Source organism: Mycolicibacterium vaccae NBRC 14118 = CIP 105934 (assembly GCF_001552715.1).
Taxonomy (GTDB): Bacteria; Actinomycetota; Actinomycetes; order Mycobacteriales; family Mycobacteriaceae; genus Mycobacterium; species Mycobacterium vaccae.
This window is the reverse complement of sequence record NZ_BCRS01000074.1, coordinates 11,791-28,060: the sequence shown is the minus strand read 5'-3', so window position 1 is coordinate 28,060 and position 16,270 is coordinate 11,791. Positions and strand designations below refer to the sequence as shown.

Here is a 16,270-nt window from a genome sequence, read left to right as displayed (position 1 = left end):
GACAGCACAGCGGCCGTCCGGGATCTCGTCGAGCGGACGCTCAAGGAGCACGACCTCGAGTACACCCATCACGACGGGGCGGCCGGCGGGCTGCCCGGGCTGGTGGTCGCGCTGCCGGGGGAGCGCAAGCTCAAGACCAACACCATGCTGTCCATCGGCGAGCATTCGGTGCGCGTCGAGGCGTTCGTGTGCCGCAGGCCCGACGAGAACCACGAAGGCGTCTACCGGTTCCTGCTCAAACGCAACCGCAGGCTCTACGGCGTCGCCTACACCCTCGACAACGTCGGCGACATCTACCTCGTCGGCCGGATGGCACTGGCCTCGGTGACCCCCGACGAGATCGACCGCGTGCTGGGGCAGGTGCTGGAGGCGGTCGACTCGGACTTCAACACGTTGCTGGAGTTGGGTTTTCGCACCTCCATCCAGAAGGAGTGGGAGTGGCGGGTCTCGCGCGGCGAGTCGCTGCAGAACCTGGCCGCGTTCGAGCATCTCATCGGCGACGACTGAACCCTTCCGTGAGAGGATCAGGAAATGGCAGATACCGCGACGCTGATCCTGCTCCGCCACGGTGAGAGCGAGTGGAACGCGCTGAACCTGTTCACCGGCTGGGTCGACGTCGACCTCACCGACAAGGGCAGGGACGAAGCGGCGCGCGCCGGCGAACTCATCAAGGCCCAGGACCGTCTTCCCGACGTGCTGTACACCTCGCTGCTGCGCCGGGCCATCACCACCGCCAACATCGCGCTCGACAAAGCCGACCGGCACTGGATCCCGGTGCACCGCGACTGGCGCCTCAACGAGCGCCACTACGGCGCGCTGCAGGGCCTCAACAAGGCCGAGACGAAAGAGAAGTACGGCGAGGAACAGTTCATGGCGTGGCGCCGCAGCTACGACACCCCGCCGCCACCCATCGAGGCGGGCAGCGAGTTCAGCCAGGACCGCGACCCCCGCTACGCCTTCATCCCCGGCGGCGCCCCGCTGACCGAATGCCTCAAGGACGTGGTCGACCGGTTCGTCCCGTACTTCACCGAGGTGATCGTTCCTGACCTGAAGGCGGGTAAGACCGTGCTGATCGCCGCGCACGGCAATTCGCTGCGCGCGTTGGTGAAGCACCTCGACGGCATGTCCGACGAGGACGTGGTCGGCCTGAACATTCCGACCGGCATCCCGCTGCGGTACGACCTCGACGAGAACCTCACGCCGACCGTCAAGGGCGGCAGCTACCTCGATCCGGAGGCTGCGGCCGCCGGGGCGGCGGCGGTGGCCGCGCAGGGCGCCAAGTAGGCCGATCCCGGCAGCCGGGCGAACGCCAGGTGAACAGCGCGGGACGCGGGACCGAACATCGGTCTCCGACTTTGTGACATGTCCAGTTTCGGCCGCTCGCCGCTGGGATGACGTTCACCGATATGCGTACGATCTGCCCGTGAGTGTCGTATCGGCGCTGCTGCTCGCAGCGGTCGTGGCACTGCTCGCGTTGGCGGTCGGTGTGACGTTCGGAGTACGGGTGGTGCCCCGACTCCGCGATCGCCGCGAACGGCGGTCCACCGAACAATCCGGCCTCACGGTGTCGCAGATGTTGGGGTTCATCGTCTCGCAGGCCCCGGCCGGCATCGCCGTCGTCGACACGTTCCGCGACGTCGTCTACACCAACGACCGCGCCCAGGAACTGGGCCTGGTGCGGGACCGGCTGCTCGACGACCAGGCCTGGGAGGCCGCGCAACGCACGCTGGCCACCGGCGCGCCGACGAACTTCGACCTCGCACCCCGCCGGGTGCCCCGCCCGGGCCGGTCCGGGATGTCGGTCCGCGGGCATGTCCTGGCGCTCACCGAGCGGAATCAGCGGTTCGCCGTCATCTACGTCAGCGACCAGTCCGAGCAGGCCAGGATGGAAGCGACCCGCCGCGATTTCGTGGCCAACGTCAGTCACGAGCTCAAGACCCCGGTCGGTGCGATGAGCGTGCTCGCCGAGGCTGTGTTGGCCTCGGCCGACGACCCGGACACCGTCAAACACTTCGCAGGCAAGATGGTGGCAGAGTCGGTGCGGCTGGCCGACATGATCGGCGAGCTCATCGAGCTGTCCCGGTTGCAGGGCGCCGAACGGCTGCCCGACCTGGAGGCCGTCGACGTCGACACCGTGGTCTCCGAGGCGCTGTCACGGCACAAGGTGGCCGCCGACAACGCCGACATCGCGATCACCACCGACGCGCCGACCGGCTTCCAGGTGCTCGGCGACCAGACGCTGCTGGTGACGGCGATCGCGAACCTGGTGTCCAACGCAATCGCCTACTCGCCCAACGGTTCTTCGGTCTCGATCAGCCGCAGGCGGCGCGGCGGGAACATCGAGATCGCGGTCACCGACCGGGGCATCGGCATCGCCCCCGAAGACCAGGAGCGGGTGTTCGAGCGGTTCTTCCGCGTCGACAAGGCGCGGTCCCGGGCCACCGGCGGCACCGGACTCGGGTTGGCGATCGTCAAACACGTCGCCGCCAATCACAACGGCGAGATCCGACTGTGGAGCCAGCCGGGCACCGGTTCGACATTCACGCTGTCCATTCCTGCCTATCACCGCGGCGACGATGCCGGCGGTGCCGACGATCCCGAAGAGCGAGAGGGCTGATGCATCGATGACCAGCGTGCTGATCGTGGAGGACGAGGAGTCCCTGGCTGATCCCCTGGCCTTTCTGTTGCGTAAAGAGGGCTTCGAGACCACCGTGGTGACCGACGGGCCGGCCGCACTGGCCGAATTCGACCGTGCCGGCGCCGACATCGTGCTGCTCGACCTGATGCTGCCCGGGATGAGCGGCACCGACGTGTGCAAGCAACTGCGGTCGCGGTCGAGCGTCCCGGTCATCATGGTGACCGCCCGCGACAGCGAGATCGACAAGGTGGTCGGACTGGAACTCGGCGCCGACGACTACGTCACCAAGCCGTACTCGGCACGCGAGCTGATCGCCCGGATCCGGGCCGTGCTGCGCCGTGGCGCCGACAACGACGACATCGGCGTCGGCGACGCGGTGCTGGAGGCCGGGCCGGTGCGGATGGACGTCGACCGGCACGTGGTCAGCGTCAACGGTCAACCGATCACGTTGCCGCTCAAGGAATTCGACCTTCTGGAATATCTGATGCGCAACAGCGGACGGGTGCTCACGCGCGGGCAGCTCATCGACCGGGTGTGGGGCGCCGACTATGTCGGCGACACCAAAACCCTCGATGTGCACGTCAAGCGACTGCGCAGCAAGATCGAGACGGACCCGGCCAACCCGGTGCATCTGGTGACCGTCCGCGGCCTGGGTTACAAGCTGGAAAGCTGACGTTCACCGGCACCGTTTGCCACGGCTCGCGGGTTTGCCTCACCGCAATATCTCGGTGCTGGGCGCAGTAATGGCAACTCCCGTCAATTCGTGATCTTGGTAACAGTCGACACTTCGTTTTAATTGTCATCTGTTTGCTATTTCTGCACACACCGGCACGTGCATGCGCGACATCATCGAGCAACTTGTCTCATGAACTGCCACGGTAACGCGGCCTACCAGGACAAATATACACCGCCATTGACGCCGATGTCGATTGTCAGCAAACCTTCCGAATTGGTTAGCTGGCCCTGAGAAACTTTGCCTAGCGCACTCATAGGTGCGCTGATAGCGTCCCGCGCTAACGCCGAACAGCCACGATCTGTCGCTGTAGCGAATGCAGCAAGGTTTGCAGTCGAATGTGCTGATTGCACCCCTGTAGCCGCGGCGGGCTGGTCCGAACCACGGGAATCTGACCCGGTACAGATGGGAGTCGAGCGGTGACTGAACTGGCGGCGCAGAACGGGCATGACACGACCGCGGCGATGCGGGCCACCGCGTTGATCGACGGCGACCAAACCTCGCGCGGGGCGGCGGGTCGCCCGCCTGCCGCGTCGACGATGACGGTCAGCCTCGTCATCCCGGTCCGTAACGAGGCGCGCAACATCGCGTGGGTACTCGAGCAGATTGCCGATGACGTCGACGAGATAATCCTGGTCGACGGCAGATCGACCGATGCGACAGTGATCACCGCGCGCAGCTACCGGCCCGACATCATGGTGGTGTCGCAGCAGGGAACAGGCAAGGGGGACGCGCTGCGCGCCGGTTTCGCCGCCGCCACCGGCGACGTCGTGGTGATGATGGACGCCGACGGCAGCATGGCCCCCCAGGAGATCCGCCACTACCTGCATTTCCTGGCCAACGGCTACGACTTCGTCAAGGGCTCGCGCTTCATCGCCGGTGGCGGATCGCTGGACATCACGCCGTTCCGCCGGGCCGGCAACAAGTTCCTCCTGGCGGTGTTCAACTCCCTGTTCGACAGCGAGCTCACCGACCTGTGCTACGGGTTCTGTGCGTTCCACCGTCGCTACCTCGACTTGTTGGGCTTGCAGGCAACGGGTTTCGAGATCGAGGCGGAGATGACGGTGCGTGCCAGCCAGGCGGGTCTGCGCATCGCCGAGGTGCCGAGCATGGAAATGCCAAGGCGCTACGGCAAGTCGAATCTGCACGCCATCCGGGATGGACTGCGGGTGCTGCGCACGGTGTTGCGCGACCACCGGTCAGGCGTCTCGGGCCGCGTGGTCCAGGCGCTGGCCTCCGAGCGGCGCTCGGCGTAGCGGACATCGGGGGGAGGGGTTGACGACGTGACCATCACCATCGCATCGACGTCGCCGTCGAGATCGCCGCGAGACCGCAAATCCCGTCCCGCAGTGTCGATCTGCATTCCCGCCTATCAGGCGCAGCGTCATCTGTCGGCCACGCTGGACAGTGCGCTGGCGCAGGACAGCGACGACTTCGAGGTCGTGGTGGTCGACAACAACAGCTCCGACGGCACCGGCCGGCTGCTCGACGGTCTGGCCGATCCGCGGGTGCGGGTGCTGCGCAACGACGTGACCGTGCCGATGATCGACAATTTCAACCTCGCGATCCGCCGCAGCCGTGGCAGGTACGTCAAACTCGTCTGCGCCGACGACATTCTGGCGCCGGACTGCGTGCGGGTGCAGGCGGCGGCGCTCGATGCGATGCCTGAGGTCACGCTGGTCTCAGCGCGGACGGACTTCATCGACGACAACGGCGCGATGATGCGCCCCGACCGGGGCCTCCCGGGAATCGCAGGCAGGCAGCCGGCCGACCACGTCGTACGCCGCATCGTCCGCAGCGGCACCAATCCGATCGGGCCGCCGGTCGCCGCGATGTTCCGGCGCGCCGACTTCGACCGGTGCGGCGGATTCCGGCACGTCAGCTCGTTCCTCAGCGAGCTCGACCTGTGGGTGCGTCTGCTCAGCCGCGGCGAGTTCTACGGGGTGCCGAGAACACTCGCGGCGTTCCGCATCGCCAGCGGTTCCACCACGGCGTTGACCTCCGCCCGATCCCAGCTCGGGCAGATCCTCGGGTTCTCCGGCATGCTCGCCGCGGACCCGGCCTGGAACGTCACCGCCGGGGACCGCATCTACGGACGTGTCCGGTCCTGCGACATGCAGATCCGGCGCACCGGCCTCTACGCATTGAGCACGATCCGCAGCCGCAGGAGCGCACATGACCATTGAGCACGTCCGCAACCGCCGGGTGCTGCCGCATGTCCGTCCGGCCGAACTGCGCCCGGTGGAAAGCCTGTCGGTCGTCATCTGCGCCTACACCACCGAACGCTGGGACGATCTGTGCCGGTCGGTCGAGTCGGTGCTGGCCGATCGAGGTCCGCAGCTGCAGGTCGTGGTGGTCATCGACCACAACGACGACCTGTATGTGCGCGCGATCGTACGGTTCGGTCACGACCATCGAATCCTGGTGCGCCACAGCGACGGTCCCCGCGGTCTGTCGGGGGCCCGCAACACCGGAGTGGATTTCGCCGACGGCGAGGTGGTGGCGTTCCTCGACGACGATGCGGCCGCCGAACCCGGATGGAGCCGGGCACTGCTGCGGCACTACGACAATCCGCGCGTGCTCGGAGTGGGCGGCTCCGCGGCGCCGGTCTGGCCGGACGGTCGTCCCCGTTGGATGCCCGCCGAGTTCGACTGGGTGGTCGGCTGCAGCTACCTCGGTCAGCCTGATCGGCTCGCGCCGGTGCGTAATCCGTTGGGCTGCAACATGTCACTGCGCAGGTCCGCACTCGACGACATCGGCGGATTCCGCCCGGAAGTCGGCCGTGTCGGAAAGAAGCCGGTCGGGGGCGAGGAGACCGAGCTGTTCCTGCGGCTACGGACCATGCGGCCAACCGGTCGGGTGCTGCTGGATCCCGCCGCCTCCGTCCGGCACTACGTCAGCAGCGACCGGGCCACCCTGCGGTACTTCGTCAGCCGCTGCTATCACGAAGGGTTGTCCAAGGCGGTGGTCACCCGGCTGGCCCAGGCGCCGAGACCGCTCGACAGCGAGCGTGCCTACACCACAAAGGTTCTGCCGCGCGCCGTGGCCCGTGAGGCGGTGTCCCTGCGCCGCGGCGGACGGGCCCGGGCCGCGGTCATGGTGTTGGGTCTGGGCGTGACCACCGCCGGCTATCTGCGCGGCAAGCTCGTTCGGCGGAGCCGCTGAGATGACCGACCTTACCGTCCCCGACGTGACGATCCGCCCGGTGCTCGCAGCTGCGGCGCCGCCTGACTGGGACGGCGCGGTCTGGGTGGGCGAGATCTGGGCCGGCGCGTCCGGCGTGCACCGGCTCCATGATGCCCACGGGTTCCGCCGGGCCCGGCTGCTGGTGCGCGCCGAGTCAGGTCCGCTCGGCTTCGTCGAACTCGACATCGTCGATCAGTCCATCGATCCGCAGCAGCTGCGTGCGGCGCTCGCCGACCTGCCCGCGCCGGACCCGTCTCCGGCGGCTCCCGCTGTGCGACCCGTGTCGATCAGCATCGTGATCTGCACCCGCGACCGCGTGTCGATGCTGCGCACTGCATTGGAATCGGCTCTGGCAGTGAACTATCCGGACTTCGAGATCGTGGTGGTCGACAATGCCGGCGCCACCGACGCCACCCTCCGCTACGTCGAGAGCCTGGCCGATCCCCGGGTGCGCGTGGTCAAGGAGCCGCAGCCGGGACTGTCCAGGGCGCGTAACGCCGGGTTGCTGGCCGCCGCGGGCGAGGTGGTCGCGTTCACCGACGACGATGTCGTCGTCGACCGGCACTGGTTGGGCGCGATCGCACGTGGCTTCGGCCGCGGCCCGTCCGTCTGGTGCGTGTCCGGGATCGTGCCCGCCGCGGAACTGCGCACCCCGGCGCAGGCGTACTTCGACACCCGCGTGGCCTGGTCGACGTGCCTGGAGGCGAGGGTGTTCGATCGGTCGGCGCCGCCGGCCGACATCCCGCTGTTCCCGTTCGCGGTGGGGCATTACGGCACCGGCGCGAACTTCGCAGTCGACCGGGCCGTCGCCGTCGAGTTGGGCGGATTCGACGAGGCGCTCGGGGCCGGCGCACCGGCGGGCGGAGGGGAGGACCTCGACATGTTCTTCCGGGTCCTGGCCGCCGGCGGACAGTTGGTGTACGAACCGGCGGCGCTGATCTGGCACCGGCACCGTGCGGACGGTGACGGCCTCGCCGCGCAGAGTCGCACCTACGGGACCGGATTGGGCGCCTGGATCGCCAAGGTCGCATGCGATCGCCGCACGGCCCCCGATGCCGTGCTGACGGCGGTGCGCCGGGCGCCTGCGTTCGCCAGGCACCTGTCGTATTCGGCGTCCACGTCACGGCCGGCGGACGACCTGACCGGCCTGCTGCCCGACGGGTTGACCACGCCGGCGTGGCGCTCGGTCGTCGCCGGATTCCGTGCCTACCGCGCCGCGCTGCGCGAGGGACGCAGGCCCGCACCGCTTCTGAGGCCGACATGAGTCTGCACGCAGAACGCAACCTGCGACTCAACACCGTCGCCCTGATCGTGTCGACGGCGTCGACAGGTGTGCTGGGTCTGGCGTTCTGGGCCGTGTCGGCCCGGCTCTTCCCCGCGCATGAGGTCGGGCTGGCCTCGGCGCTCATCACCTCCGCGGTGCTGTTGTCGTCACTGTCCTGCCTCGGTCTCGACGTCCTCTACGAGCGCTTCCTGCCGGTGGCGGGCAGCCGTGCGCCCGCCTTGCTGCACCGTGGCTTCCTGCTGGTCGCCGGCGCGGGTGTGCTCACCGGCACGCTGCTGGTCCTCTTCGGTCCCCGGCAGCCGTTGTTCGAATCCGGTTGGGCGATGGCCGGTTTCCCGCTGATGGTGATGGTGCTGGCGGTTTTCGCGCTGCTCGACAAGGCCACGTCGGGGTTGGGTGTGGCCCGCTGGTCGGCGGTGAAGAACCTGGCGCACGCCGCGGCGAAGCTGGTGGCCGTCGTGGCACTGGCGGTCTGGGAGCAGGCCGCCACGATCGTGCTGAGCTGGACGCTCACCGCGGCGGTTGCCGCGCTGTGCACCTATGTGGTGCTGCACCGGCGCAGCCGGCGGCATCCGCGATGGCGTCAGCCGGCCGATCTGCCTCCGCGCAGGCAGATGTGGTCGTACTTCGGTTCGTCACTGGGCATCGGGTCGTTGTGGTCGATCGGCCCGCTGGTGGTGCCGCTGATCGTGGTCACCCAGATCGGACCCGCGGCGAACGCCTACTTCGCCATCAGCTGGGCGATGATCAGCGCGCTGTACCTGATGATGCATCTGGTCGTCGGGCCGTATGTGGCCGAGGTCGCCGCCAATCCCGGCCAGGTGCGGGCGCTGTCCTGGCGCATGGTGCGGATGATGGCCGCGGTCGCGGTGCTGGCCTCGGCCGGCCTGCTCCTCGTGGGACCGCTGACGCTGGGCCTGGCCGGTGACGAATACCGCGCCGAGGGAACAGCTCTGCTGTGGCTGGCCGCGGCGTTCCTGCCCCTGTCGGCGGTGGCCGCTGTCTACGAGGGTTTCGCCCGTGTGCAGCGCAGACTGGCGCTCTACCTGTCCGTGCAGACATTGGTGACGGTGGTGATCGTCGCCGGGTCCTGGTACGGCACCCGGGCGTTCGGTGTCACCGGAGTCGGCTGGGCCTACCTGGCGGCCGAAGCGCTGGCGGCGGCGATCCTGATCGGACCGACCGTGGTGTGGCTGCGCGGCATCGGAACCGCACCGGGCGCGCGGCCCCGTCATGCGGCGCCGTCCAGCCGTGTCCCGGTTCGCGTCGGCGGGGTGCTTCTGGCCGCGGCGCTTCCGGTCGGGATGCTGTATGCGTTCGAACGCCCCACCGCGGCAGCGTCGTTGGTGCTCTTCGACGACTTCAACGGTGCGGCGGGGACACCGCCTGATCCGGCGCGGTGGGGGCACGACGTCGGCGGTGGCGGCTGGGGAAACGGCGAAGTTCAGGTGTACACCGACGATCCGGCCAACGCGGCGCTGGATGGCGACGGTCACCTGGTGGTCACCGCCCGGCGCGACGGACGGCGCATCACGTCGGCGCGGCTGACCACCCGGGACCGCCTCTCCTTCACCTACGGGCGTGCTGAGGCGCGGCTGCAGCTGCCGCGTGGCGCCGGTCTGCACCCCGCGTTCTGGCTGCTCGGCACCGACCTCGACAGTGTCGGCTGGCCCGCCAGCGGAGAACTCGACGTCGTGGAGACCATCGGCGAGGCGCACTTCATCCACTCCGGCGCGATCGGACCCTACGCCGACGGCACGGAGTACAAGCTGGCCGCGTCCGTGCCGATCGACCCGACGTTCGTCGACGGCTTCCACACCTACTGGGTGCAGCGGGAACCCGGCATCGTCTCGATGGGCGTCGACGAGCGGACCACCACCGTGTTCCACGCCGCAGACCTTCCGCCCGAACAGCTCTGGGTGTTCGACAAGCAGTTCTTCCTGGTGCTCAACGTCGCGGTCGGCGGGGAGTGGCCGGGACCCGTCGAGGACGGCACACCGTTTCCCGCCGAGATGACGGTCGACTGGGTGCGGGTGACCGGTGACTGACCTCCTCGAACGTCCGATCCCCCGGGTGGCGCCGCCGTCCGGTGGCGGCAGGCACCGCAAGGTCGCCCCGGCGCCGCGTCGACTCGACACCCCGGCGGTGGAACCGTTCGCGCTGGCGTCGGCGGTGCTCGGCGCGCTGTCGCTGGCCCCGGTGCCGCCGTGGTTGCGGGCGGTGTTGTTGGCGGTGTTCATCCTGACCGGTCCCGGGCTGGCGACGGTGCTGTGGGTGCGGTTGCCGCCGGCCACCGTCATCGCCGTCGTGCCGGTCACCGGCCTGGCCGGGATGGCCGGCGCCACAGCGATGGTCAACTGGGCAGGGCTGTGGCTTCCGGTGCCGTTGCTGCTGTCGGCCACGGCGGCCGTCGCGGTTTCGGCGTTGGCGTCGGGCCGGCGCCGTGGCGCCATCACCATCACGTGGCCCGTGCTGCCGGCAGCGGAGCGTTGGCGGGTGACCGCGCCGTACCTGTGGATCATCGCGGCGTTGTGCGGCTGGGCGGCGGCGTTGCCCGGCATGGCAGGCGCCACCGACTCGCCGTTCGGTCTGCTGTTCACCGGCACCGGACCGGCGCTGGTCGCGGTGGCCGCCGTGCTTGTCGCGGTGTTCGTGATCGCGTTGCGCGACAACTCCCTGGTCGTCGCCGCGGTGGCGATCGGCGCCGTGATCGTGGTGATGCGGTTGACCGTCACGCTGATCACCGACCTGCCGCTGTATCCGTGGACCTACAAACATCTCGGCATCGTCGACTACCTGATGTCGCACCACGCGTTCCCGCCGTCCGGCGTCGACGTCTACCGCGAATGGCCCGCGTTCTTCACGTCGTTCGCCTGGTTCAGCGACGTGACCGCCGTCGATCCCGTGGTCGTCGCGCACTGGTTCGCCCCGGTGACGCACGTGGTGCTGGCACTCATGGTCGCGGGCCTGTCGGCCACCCTCGGGTTGGACAGGCCGCAGACCCTGGCGGCGGTGATGATCGCCGAGCTCGCGAACTGGGTGGCCCAGGACTACTTCGCCCCCCAGGCCTATGCGATGGTGCTCGGGCTCGGCGTGGTCGTCACGTTGCTCGCCGCACGCACCGCGCCCGCCGCCGGATGGCTGTCTCTGGTGCTGTTCGCCGCGTTGGTGCCCACCCACCAGCTCACCCCGTACTGGGTGTTCGGTGTCGTGGTGATACTGGCGGCGGCACGCCGGCTCGGCTCCGCCTGGATCGTGATCCCTTATGCCGCAGTGCTGATCGGATATCTGATTCCCCGCAGCTACATCGTCTTCCAGCATGGCGGCCTCTCGAGCCTGAACCCGCTGGCCAACGGCGCAGGAAATGTCGAGTACGCAGGCTCTGCCGCGAAGATGTTCACCTCGCTGGTGTGTCGCGGACTTTCGGCCGGCGTCGTGCTGCTGGCGCTGATCGCGGTGGTGGTGTGGTGGCGCAGCGGACGTCGCGTGCTGGTCCCGGCCGTGTTGGCGTTCAGTCCTTTCGGCCTGCTGCTGCTCAACAGCTACGGCGGCGAGGCGATCTTCCGCGTCTATCTGTACGCGCTGCCCGGCTGCGCGGTGCTGATCGCGCCACTGCTGATCGCGTCGATCAGAGCCCGCGCCGGCCGGTATGTGGCCGTCACCGCGCTGGCCGGGATCGCCGCCGCGGGACTGCAGGGCTACTACGGGACGTGGCAAATCAACGTGCAGAAGCCCTCTCAGCTGGCGCTGCTGGAGAACCTGGTCGACGGCGTGGACGTCGCCCGCGGACCGGCCACCGTGTGGAACCTGCACACCTCCGGCTTCCCGTCGCGGGCGACGGCGAAGGCGGTGTCCCTGGCCGTCGCCGACAGTGCCTACGACGGAACGATTTTCGAACGCTGGCCGGGATTCGAGACCGGCTTTCCGGACACCGGACAGTTCGACGACGTCACCGCGCTGGCCGCGGGCAGTGCCGGGGAGACGTTCTTCGTGTTCTCCGACGAGGCGACGACGGCACTGGCGTATCTCGGTCACGCCGACCCCGGCACGGTCGAGCGCTTCGAGGACATGTTCGCGACGAGCCCGGTGTGGTGCCTGCGGCTGCAGGACGAGACGACCACCGTGTACCGATACCAGGAGGTGTGCCCATGAGGTGCCGATTGTGCGGGTCCGACCGCATGCACAGCGTGCTGGACCTCGGCGCCACGCCGCCGTGCGCGAAGTTCCTCACCGCAGACGAACTGGACGCCGCGGAGCCGACCTATCCGCTGCACCTGCGGCTGTGCCAGGACTGTCTGCTGCTGCAGATTCCGGCGCTGATCACTCCCGAGGACAACTTCACCGAGTACGCGTACTACTCGTCGTACTCCGACAGTTGGGTCGACCACGCCCGGCGTTTCGTCGCCGACGCCACCGAGCGTGTCGGACTGGACCGGGATTCGTTCGTGGTCGAGGTCGCCAGCAATGACGGGTACCTGCTGCAACATGTGGTCGCGGCCGGTATCGGGTGCCTGGGCGTGGAACCCTCGGTCAACGTCGGTGCCGCCGCCCGCCGGCGCGGCGTGCCGACGCTGTCGGCGTTCCTGGACGAACAGACCGCAGCGGACGTGCGCGCCCAGCACGGACCCGCCGATCTGGTGGTCGCCAACAACGTCTATGCCCACATCCCCGATCTGCTGGGCTTCACCCGCGCGCTACGCGCCCTGCTGGCCGACGACGGCTGGCTGAGCATCGAGGTCCACCACGCGCTGAACCTGGTCGCGCTGGGCCAGTTCGACACCATCTATCACGAGCATTTCCAGTACTACACCGTGCTTTCGGCGATCCGGGCGCTGGCCACCGGAGGGCTGTCGGTGGTGGACGTGGAGATGCTGCCGACCCACGGCGGCTCGATCCGGCTGTGGGCCCGTCCCACGGAGAACGCCGGTGCGCCCAGCCCGCGGGTCGCCGCCGCGTTGCGGGCGGAGGACGAGGCCGGACTGCACCACCTCGACGGGTATCTCGGACTGCGGCCCCGCACCGAGGCCCTCCGGCACGAACTGCTGCGGTTCCTGCTCGACTGCCGGGATCGCGGCTTGCGCGTGGTCGGCTACGGGGCGCCCGGCAAGGGCAGCACGCTGCTCAACTACTGCGGTATCCGCAGCGACCTGATCGAGTACACCGTGGACCGGAACCCGTACAAGCACGGCCGGTTCACCCCGGGGACGCGGATCCCGATCCACGACCCCGCCCAGATCGACAAAGACCGCCCCGACGTGATCGTCGTGCTGCCGTGGAACCTGCAGACCGAGATCACCGAGCAGCTCGCCTACACCGCCGAATGGGGTGCGCGGCTGGTGTTCCCACTTCCCACTCTGCACGTCGTCGACCTGACGGAAGGAACCGTGAAATGAAAGTCGTGTTGTTCTGTGGTGGCTACGGGATGCGCATGCGCAACAGCAGCGACGACACCATCCCCAAACCCATGCAGATGCTCGGTCCGCGACCGCTGATCTGGCACGTGATGCGCTACTACGCCCATTTCGGCCACACCGAGTTCGTGCTGTGCCTGGGCTACGGAGCCGAGCACATCAAGAACTACTTCCTCACCTACCAGGAATCGGCGTCCAACGACTTCGTCATCCGCGGCGGCAAGGTGGAGTTGCTGCAGACCGACATCAGCGACTGGTCCATCACCTTCGTCGACACCGGCACGGAATCCTCGATCGGAGAACGTCTTCGGCGGGTACGCCACTTCGTCGAGGACGATGAGTACTTCCTGGCCAACTACGCCGACGTGCTCACCGACGCTCCGCTCAACGACATCATCGACGAGGTCAAGGCATCGGGCGCGACGGCATCGATGCTGATCGTCCCGCCGCAGTCGTCGTTTCACTGCGTCGACGTGACCGACGCCGGCCAGGGGTGCGGGGCGATCACCGGGATCACCCCGGTGTCCCGGCTGCCGATCTGGGAGAACGGCGGCTACTTCGTGATGTCCTCGCAGATCCTCGACATGCTCACCGAGAACTGCGATCTGGTCGAGGACACCTGCGCCCGCCTGGCCGCCGACGGAAAGCTGTTCGGATACCGGCATCTCGGCTTCTGGAAACCTGCCGACACCTTCAAGGAGCGCGCCGAACTCGAGGCCGCCTACCGCAGCGGGGACCGGCCGTGGGCACTGTGGGAGCACGCCAAGGCCGTGTCGTGATCGGCCTGTCCGCCGGACCCGTCCACGAGGTGGCCGTGCTCGGTGCGCACTGCGACGACATCGCGATCGGCACGGGGGCAACACTTCTCACGCTGTCGCGGGCGAACCCGGGACTGCAGGTCCACGCACTGGTGCTCTGCGGTGCCGGCACCGAGCGGGAAGGCGAGGAGCGGGCGGCACTGGCGGCGTTCTGCCCCGGCGCCACGGTGCACCTGACGCTCCTGGGTCTGCCCGACGGACGCACCCCAGCCCACTGGGACACGGTCAAGGACGGGCTGAGCACGTTCCGCCGCAGCTGCGACCCGCAAGTGGTCTTCAGCACGCACCGCAACGACGCCCACCAGGACCACCGGCTGCTCGCCGAGCTGACCCCCACCGAGTTCCGCGACCACGTGGTGCTGGGCTACGAGATCCTCAAATGGGAGTCGGACACCCCGTCGCCCAACGTGTTTCACCCCGTGGCTCCCGAAACCGCCGAGGAGAAGGTCAGGCTGTTGCACAAGCACTACCCGTCGCAGGCCGGTCGCGACTGGTTCGACGAACATTCGTTCCTCGGACTGTCGCGACTGCGCGGTGTGCAATGCCGCAGCGCGCACGCCGAGGCGTTCATCGCGGAGAAGACGGTCCTGAGGTTCCCGCAGAAAGGTGCGGCATGAGTCAACGCGTACTGGTCACCGGCCACCAGGGCTATCTGGGCACCGTGATGGTGCCGGCCCTGCGGGCGGCGGGCCATCAGGTCACCGGTCTGGACGTCGGATATTTCGCCGACTGCGTGCTGGGGCCCCGCCCGGACGACCCGGCGGGCCTGGCGATCGATCTGCGCGAGGTCGGCCCTGAGCACCTGGCCGGATTCGACGCGGTCATCCACCTGGCCGCCCTGTCCAACGATCCGCTCGGCGCGCTGGTGCCCGAGGTCACCCACGACATCAACCACCACGCCTCGGTGCGGTTGGCGCGATTCGCGAAAGACGCCGGGGTGAAACGGTTCCTGTATGCGTCGACGTGCTCGGTCTACGGAGCCGCAGGCGACGGGTCGGTCGACGAGGACGCTCCGCTGCGCCCGCTCACGCCGTACGCGGTCAGCAAGGTCCGCGTCGAGGACGACCTGGCAGCACTGGCCGACCGCGACTTCAGTCCCGTATTCCTGCGCAACGCAACGGCGTTCGGATTCTCGCCCCGGTTGCGCGCTGACATCGTGCTGAACAACCTGGTCGGATCCGCGGTGCTGACCGGTGTGGTGCGCGTGCTGTCCGACGGCACGCCGTGGCGCCCGCTGGTGCACGCCCGCGACATCGCCGCAGCGTTCACCCGATGCCTGGAGGTGCCCGCATCGACGGTCGCCTGCCGTGCCTTCAACATCGGCAGCGAGCGCAACAACGTCACCGTCGCGCAGATCGCCCGGCACGTGGCCGATGCCGTGCCGGCCTCGGAGGTCCTGATCACCGGCGAGACCGGTGCCGACCCGAGGTCCTACCGGGTCGACTTCGCCAGGGCCCGGGACGAACTCGACTTCGAGGCCACCGTGTCGGTCGCCGACGGCGCCGCCGAACTGTGCTCGGCGTATCTGCGCCACGGCCTGACCTCCGCCGACCTGGATGCGAAGTTCACCCGGCTGGCCCGCCTCGCACACCTGCGTGACAGCGGCCGGCTGGACAACACGATGCGGAGGGTCAGTGAAGTTGTCTGATCATCGCGGCCCAGCTACCCGCCGCGGCGTCGCGCGGCGACAGCAGGGCGGGACACAGAGGCCATTCGATACCCAGGTCGGGGTCGTCGTGTGCCACGGCGAGGTCCTCGGACGGATCATGGGGGCGGTTGATGCGGTAGCAGACGTCGGCGACATCGGTGAGCGCCTGGAAGCCGTGCAGCATGCCCGGCGGCACGTAGAGATGACGGAACGTGGTGTCGTCGAGCAGGAACACCTCGTGCCTGCCGAACGTCGGCGACTGAGGTCTGGCGTCGACGAGCACGTCGTGCACGGCGCCGCGCGCACACCGCACGAGCTTGGCCTCGCCGAGCCCGCGACGGCCGTGCAGGCCGCGGATGACCCCGCGCGCCGAACGGGACTGGGAATCCTGGACGAACGAGGCCGCCATGCCGGGCACGCCCGACCAGTCGTCGAAGACCTCGGCGTCGAACGTGCGGGTGAACAACCCGCGGTCGTCGTGGTGCGGCTGCGGCACCAGCGTCACCACACCCGCAAGGTGGGCCGGTTCGATACGCACCAGGACATGGTGG

General features: G+C 68.6%; 15 protein-coding genes. 14 read left to right on the top strand and 1 reads right to left on the bottom strand.

The genetic code is table 11. The features are described from left to right. The 14 genes from MVA01S_RS15695 to MVA01S_RS15630 form a co-directional block, all read left to right on the top strand. Positions 1-507, top strand: a 507-nt coding sequence (locus tag MVA01S_RS15695; protein WP_060941632.1) for a type III secretion system chaperone family protein, incomplete at its 5' end; no start/stop codon positions are given. Positions 508-531: 24 nt separating this feature from the next. Continuing rightward, complete coding sequence (locus MVA01S_RS15690) at positions 532-1,284, top strand: phosphoglyceromutase (protein WP_003932755.1); 753 nt, start codon at positions 532-534, stop codon at positions 1,282-1,284. Positions 1,285-1,423: 139 nt separating this feature from the next. Next, positions 1,424-2,617 (top strand): sensor histidine kinase, encoded by a 1,194-nt coding sequence (locus tag MVA01S_RS15685; RefSeq protein WP_003932754.1) that lies wholly within the window; start codon positions 1,424-1,426, stop codon positions 2,615-2,617. A gap of 7 nt (positions 2,618-2,624) precedes the next feature. Continuing rightward, positions 2,625-3,311, top strand: a complete 687-nt coding sequence (gene regX / locus MVA01S_RS15680; protein ID WP_003932753.1) for a two-component sensory transduction protein RegX — start codon at positions 2,625-2,627, stop codon at positions 3,309-3,311. Positions 3,312-3,790: 479 nt separating this feature from the next. Continuing rightward, positions 3,791-4,627 (top strand): glycosyltransferase family 2 protein, encoded by an 837-nt coding sequence (locus MVA01S_RS15675; protein ID WP_003932752.1) that lies wholly within the window; start codon positions 3,791-3,793, stop codon positions 4,625-4,627. Positions 4,628-4,654: 27 nt separating this feature from the next. After that, positions 4,655-5,557, top strand: a complete 903-nt coding sequence (locus MVA01S_RS15670) for a glycosyltransferase (protein WP_003932751.1) — start codon at positions 4,655-4,657, stop codon at positions 5,555-5,557. After that, positions 5,547-6,536, top strand: coding sequence for a glycosyltransferase family 2 protein (locus tag MVA01S_RS15665; protein ID WP_082762386.1), 990 nt, complete (start codon positions 5,547-5,549; stop codon positions 6,534-6,536). The genes MVA01S_RS15670 and MVA01S_RS15665 overlap by 11 nt, the downstream gene beginning before the upstream one ends. 1 nt (position 6,537) lies before the next feature. Next, a complete protein-coding gene (locus MVA01S_RS15660; RefSeq protein WP_003932748.1) occupies positions 6,538-7,821 on the top strand; it encodes a glycosyltransferase family 2 protein in 1,284 nt (427 codons plus the stop codon). Beyond that, a complete protein-coding gene (locus MVA01S_RS32040) occupies positions 7,818-9,890 on the top strand; it encodes a family 16 glycosylhydrolase (RefSeq protein ID WP_003932747.1) in 2,073 nt (690 codons plus the stop codon). The genes MVA01S_RS15660 and MVA01S_RS32040 overlap by 4 nt, the downstream gene beginning before the upstream one ends. After that, complete coding sequence (locus MVA01S_RS15650; RefSeq protein WP_003932746.1) at positions 9,883-11,994, top strand: hypothetical protein; 2,112 nt, start codon at positions 9,883-9,885, stop codon at positions 11,992-11,994. The genes MVA01S_RS32040 and MVA01S_RS15650 overlap by 8 nt, the downstream gene beginning before the upstream one ends. Then, positions 11,991-13,235, top strand: a complete 1,245-nt coding sequence (locus MVA01S_RS15645; protein WP_040542675.1) for a class I SAM-dependent methyltransferase — start codon at positions 11,991-11,993, stop codon at positions 13,233-13,235. Before MVA01S_RS15650 ends, MVA01S_RS15645 begins: the two co-directional genes overlap by 4 nt. Next, positions 13,232-14,032 (top strand): glycosyltransferase family protein, encoded by an 801-nt coding sequence (locus tag MVA01S_RS15640; protein WP_003932744.1) that lies wholly within the window; start codon positions 13,232-13,234, stop codon positions 14,030-14,032. The genes MVA01S_RS15645 and MVA01S_RS15640 overlap by 4 nt, the downstream gene beginning before the upstream one ends. Next, positions 14,029-14,688, top strand: coding sequence for a PIG-L deacetylase family protein (locus MVA01S_RS15635; protein WP_003932743.1), 660 nt, complete (start codon positions 14,029-14,031; stop codon positions 14,686-14,688). Before MVA01S_RS15640 ends, MVA01S_RS15635 begins: the two co-directional genes overlap by 4 nt. Beyond that, entirely contained in the window at positions 14,685-15,719 is a 1,035-nt protein-coding gene (locus MVA01S_RS15630) for an NAD-dependent epimerase/dehydratase family protein (protein WP_003932742.1), read from the top strand. The genes MVA01S_RS15635 and MVA01S_RS15630 overlap by 4 nt, the downstream gene beginning before the upstream one ends. Here MVA01S_RS15630 and MVA01S_RS15625 read toward each other — a convergent pair. After that, positions 15,703-16,257 (bottom strand): dTDP-4-dehydrorhamnose 3,5-epimerase family protein, encoded by a 555-nt coding sequence (locus MVA01S_RS15625; protein ID WP_040542673.1) that lies wholly within the window; start codon positions 16,255-16,257, stop codon positions 15,703-15,705. The genes MVA01S_RS15630 and MVA01S_RS15625 overlap by 17 nt on opposite strands. Positions 16,258-16,270: the final 13 nt, after the last annotated feature.

What these genes read in the sequence shown, in the direction of transcription:
- MVA01S_RS32040 (WP_003932747.1), top strand. Translation starts at nt 7,818, where the DNA reads ATGAGTCTGCACGCAGAACGCAACCTGCGACTCAACACCGTCGCCCTG.
- MVA01S_RS15690 (WP_003932755.1), top strand. Translation starts at nt 532, where the DNA reads ATGGCAGATACCGCGACGCTGATCCTGCTCCGCCACGGTGAGAGCGAG.
- MVA01S_RS15640 (WP_003932744.1), top strand. Translation starts at nt 13,232, where the DNA reads ATGAAAGTCGTGTTGTTCTGTGGTGGCTACGGGATGCGCATGCGCAAC.
- MVA01S_RS15665 (WP_082762386.1), top strand. Translation starts at nt 5,547, where the DNA reads ATGACCATTGAGCACGTCCGCAACCGCCGGGTGCTGCCGCATGTCCGT.
- regX (WP_003932753.1), top strand. Translation starts at nt 2,625, where the DNA reads ATGACCAGCGTGCTGATCGTGGAGGACGAGGAGTCCCTGGCTGATCCC.
- MVA01S_RS15645 (WP_040542675.1), top strand. Translation starts at nt 11,991, where the DNA reads ATGAGGTGCCGATTGTGCGGGTCCGACCGCATGCACAGCGTGCTGGAC.
- MVA01S_RS15660 (WP_003932748.1), top strand. Translation starts at nt 6,538, where the DNA reads ATGACCGACCTTACCGTCCCCGACGTGACGATCCGCCCGGTGCTCGCA.
- MVA01S_RS15630 (WP_003932742.1), top strand. Translation starts at nt 14,685, where the DNA reads ATGAGTCAACGCGTACTGGTCACCGGCCACCAGGGCTATCTGGGCACC.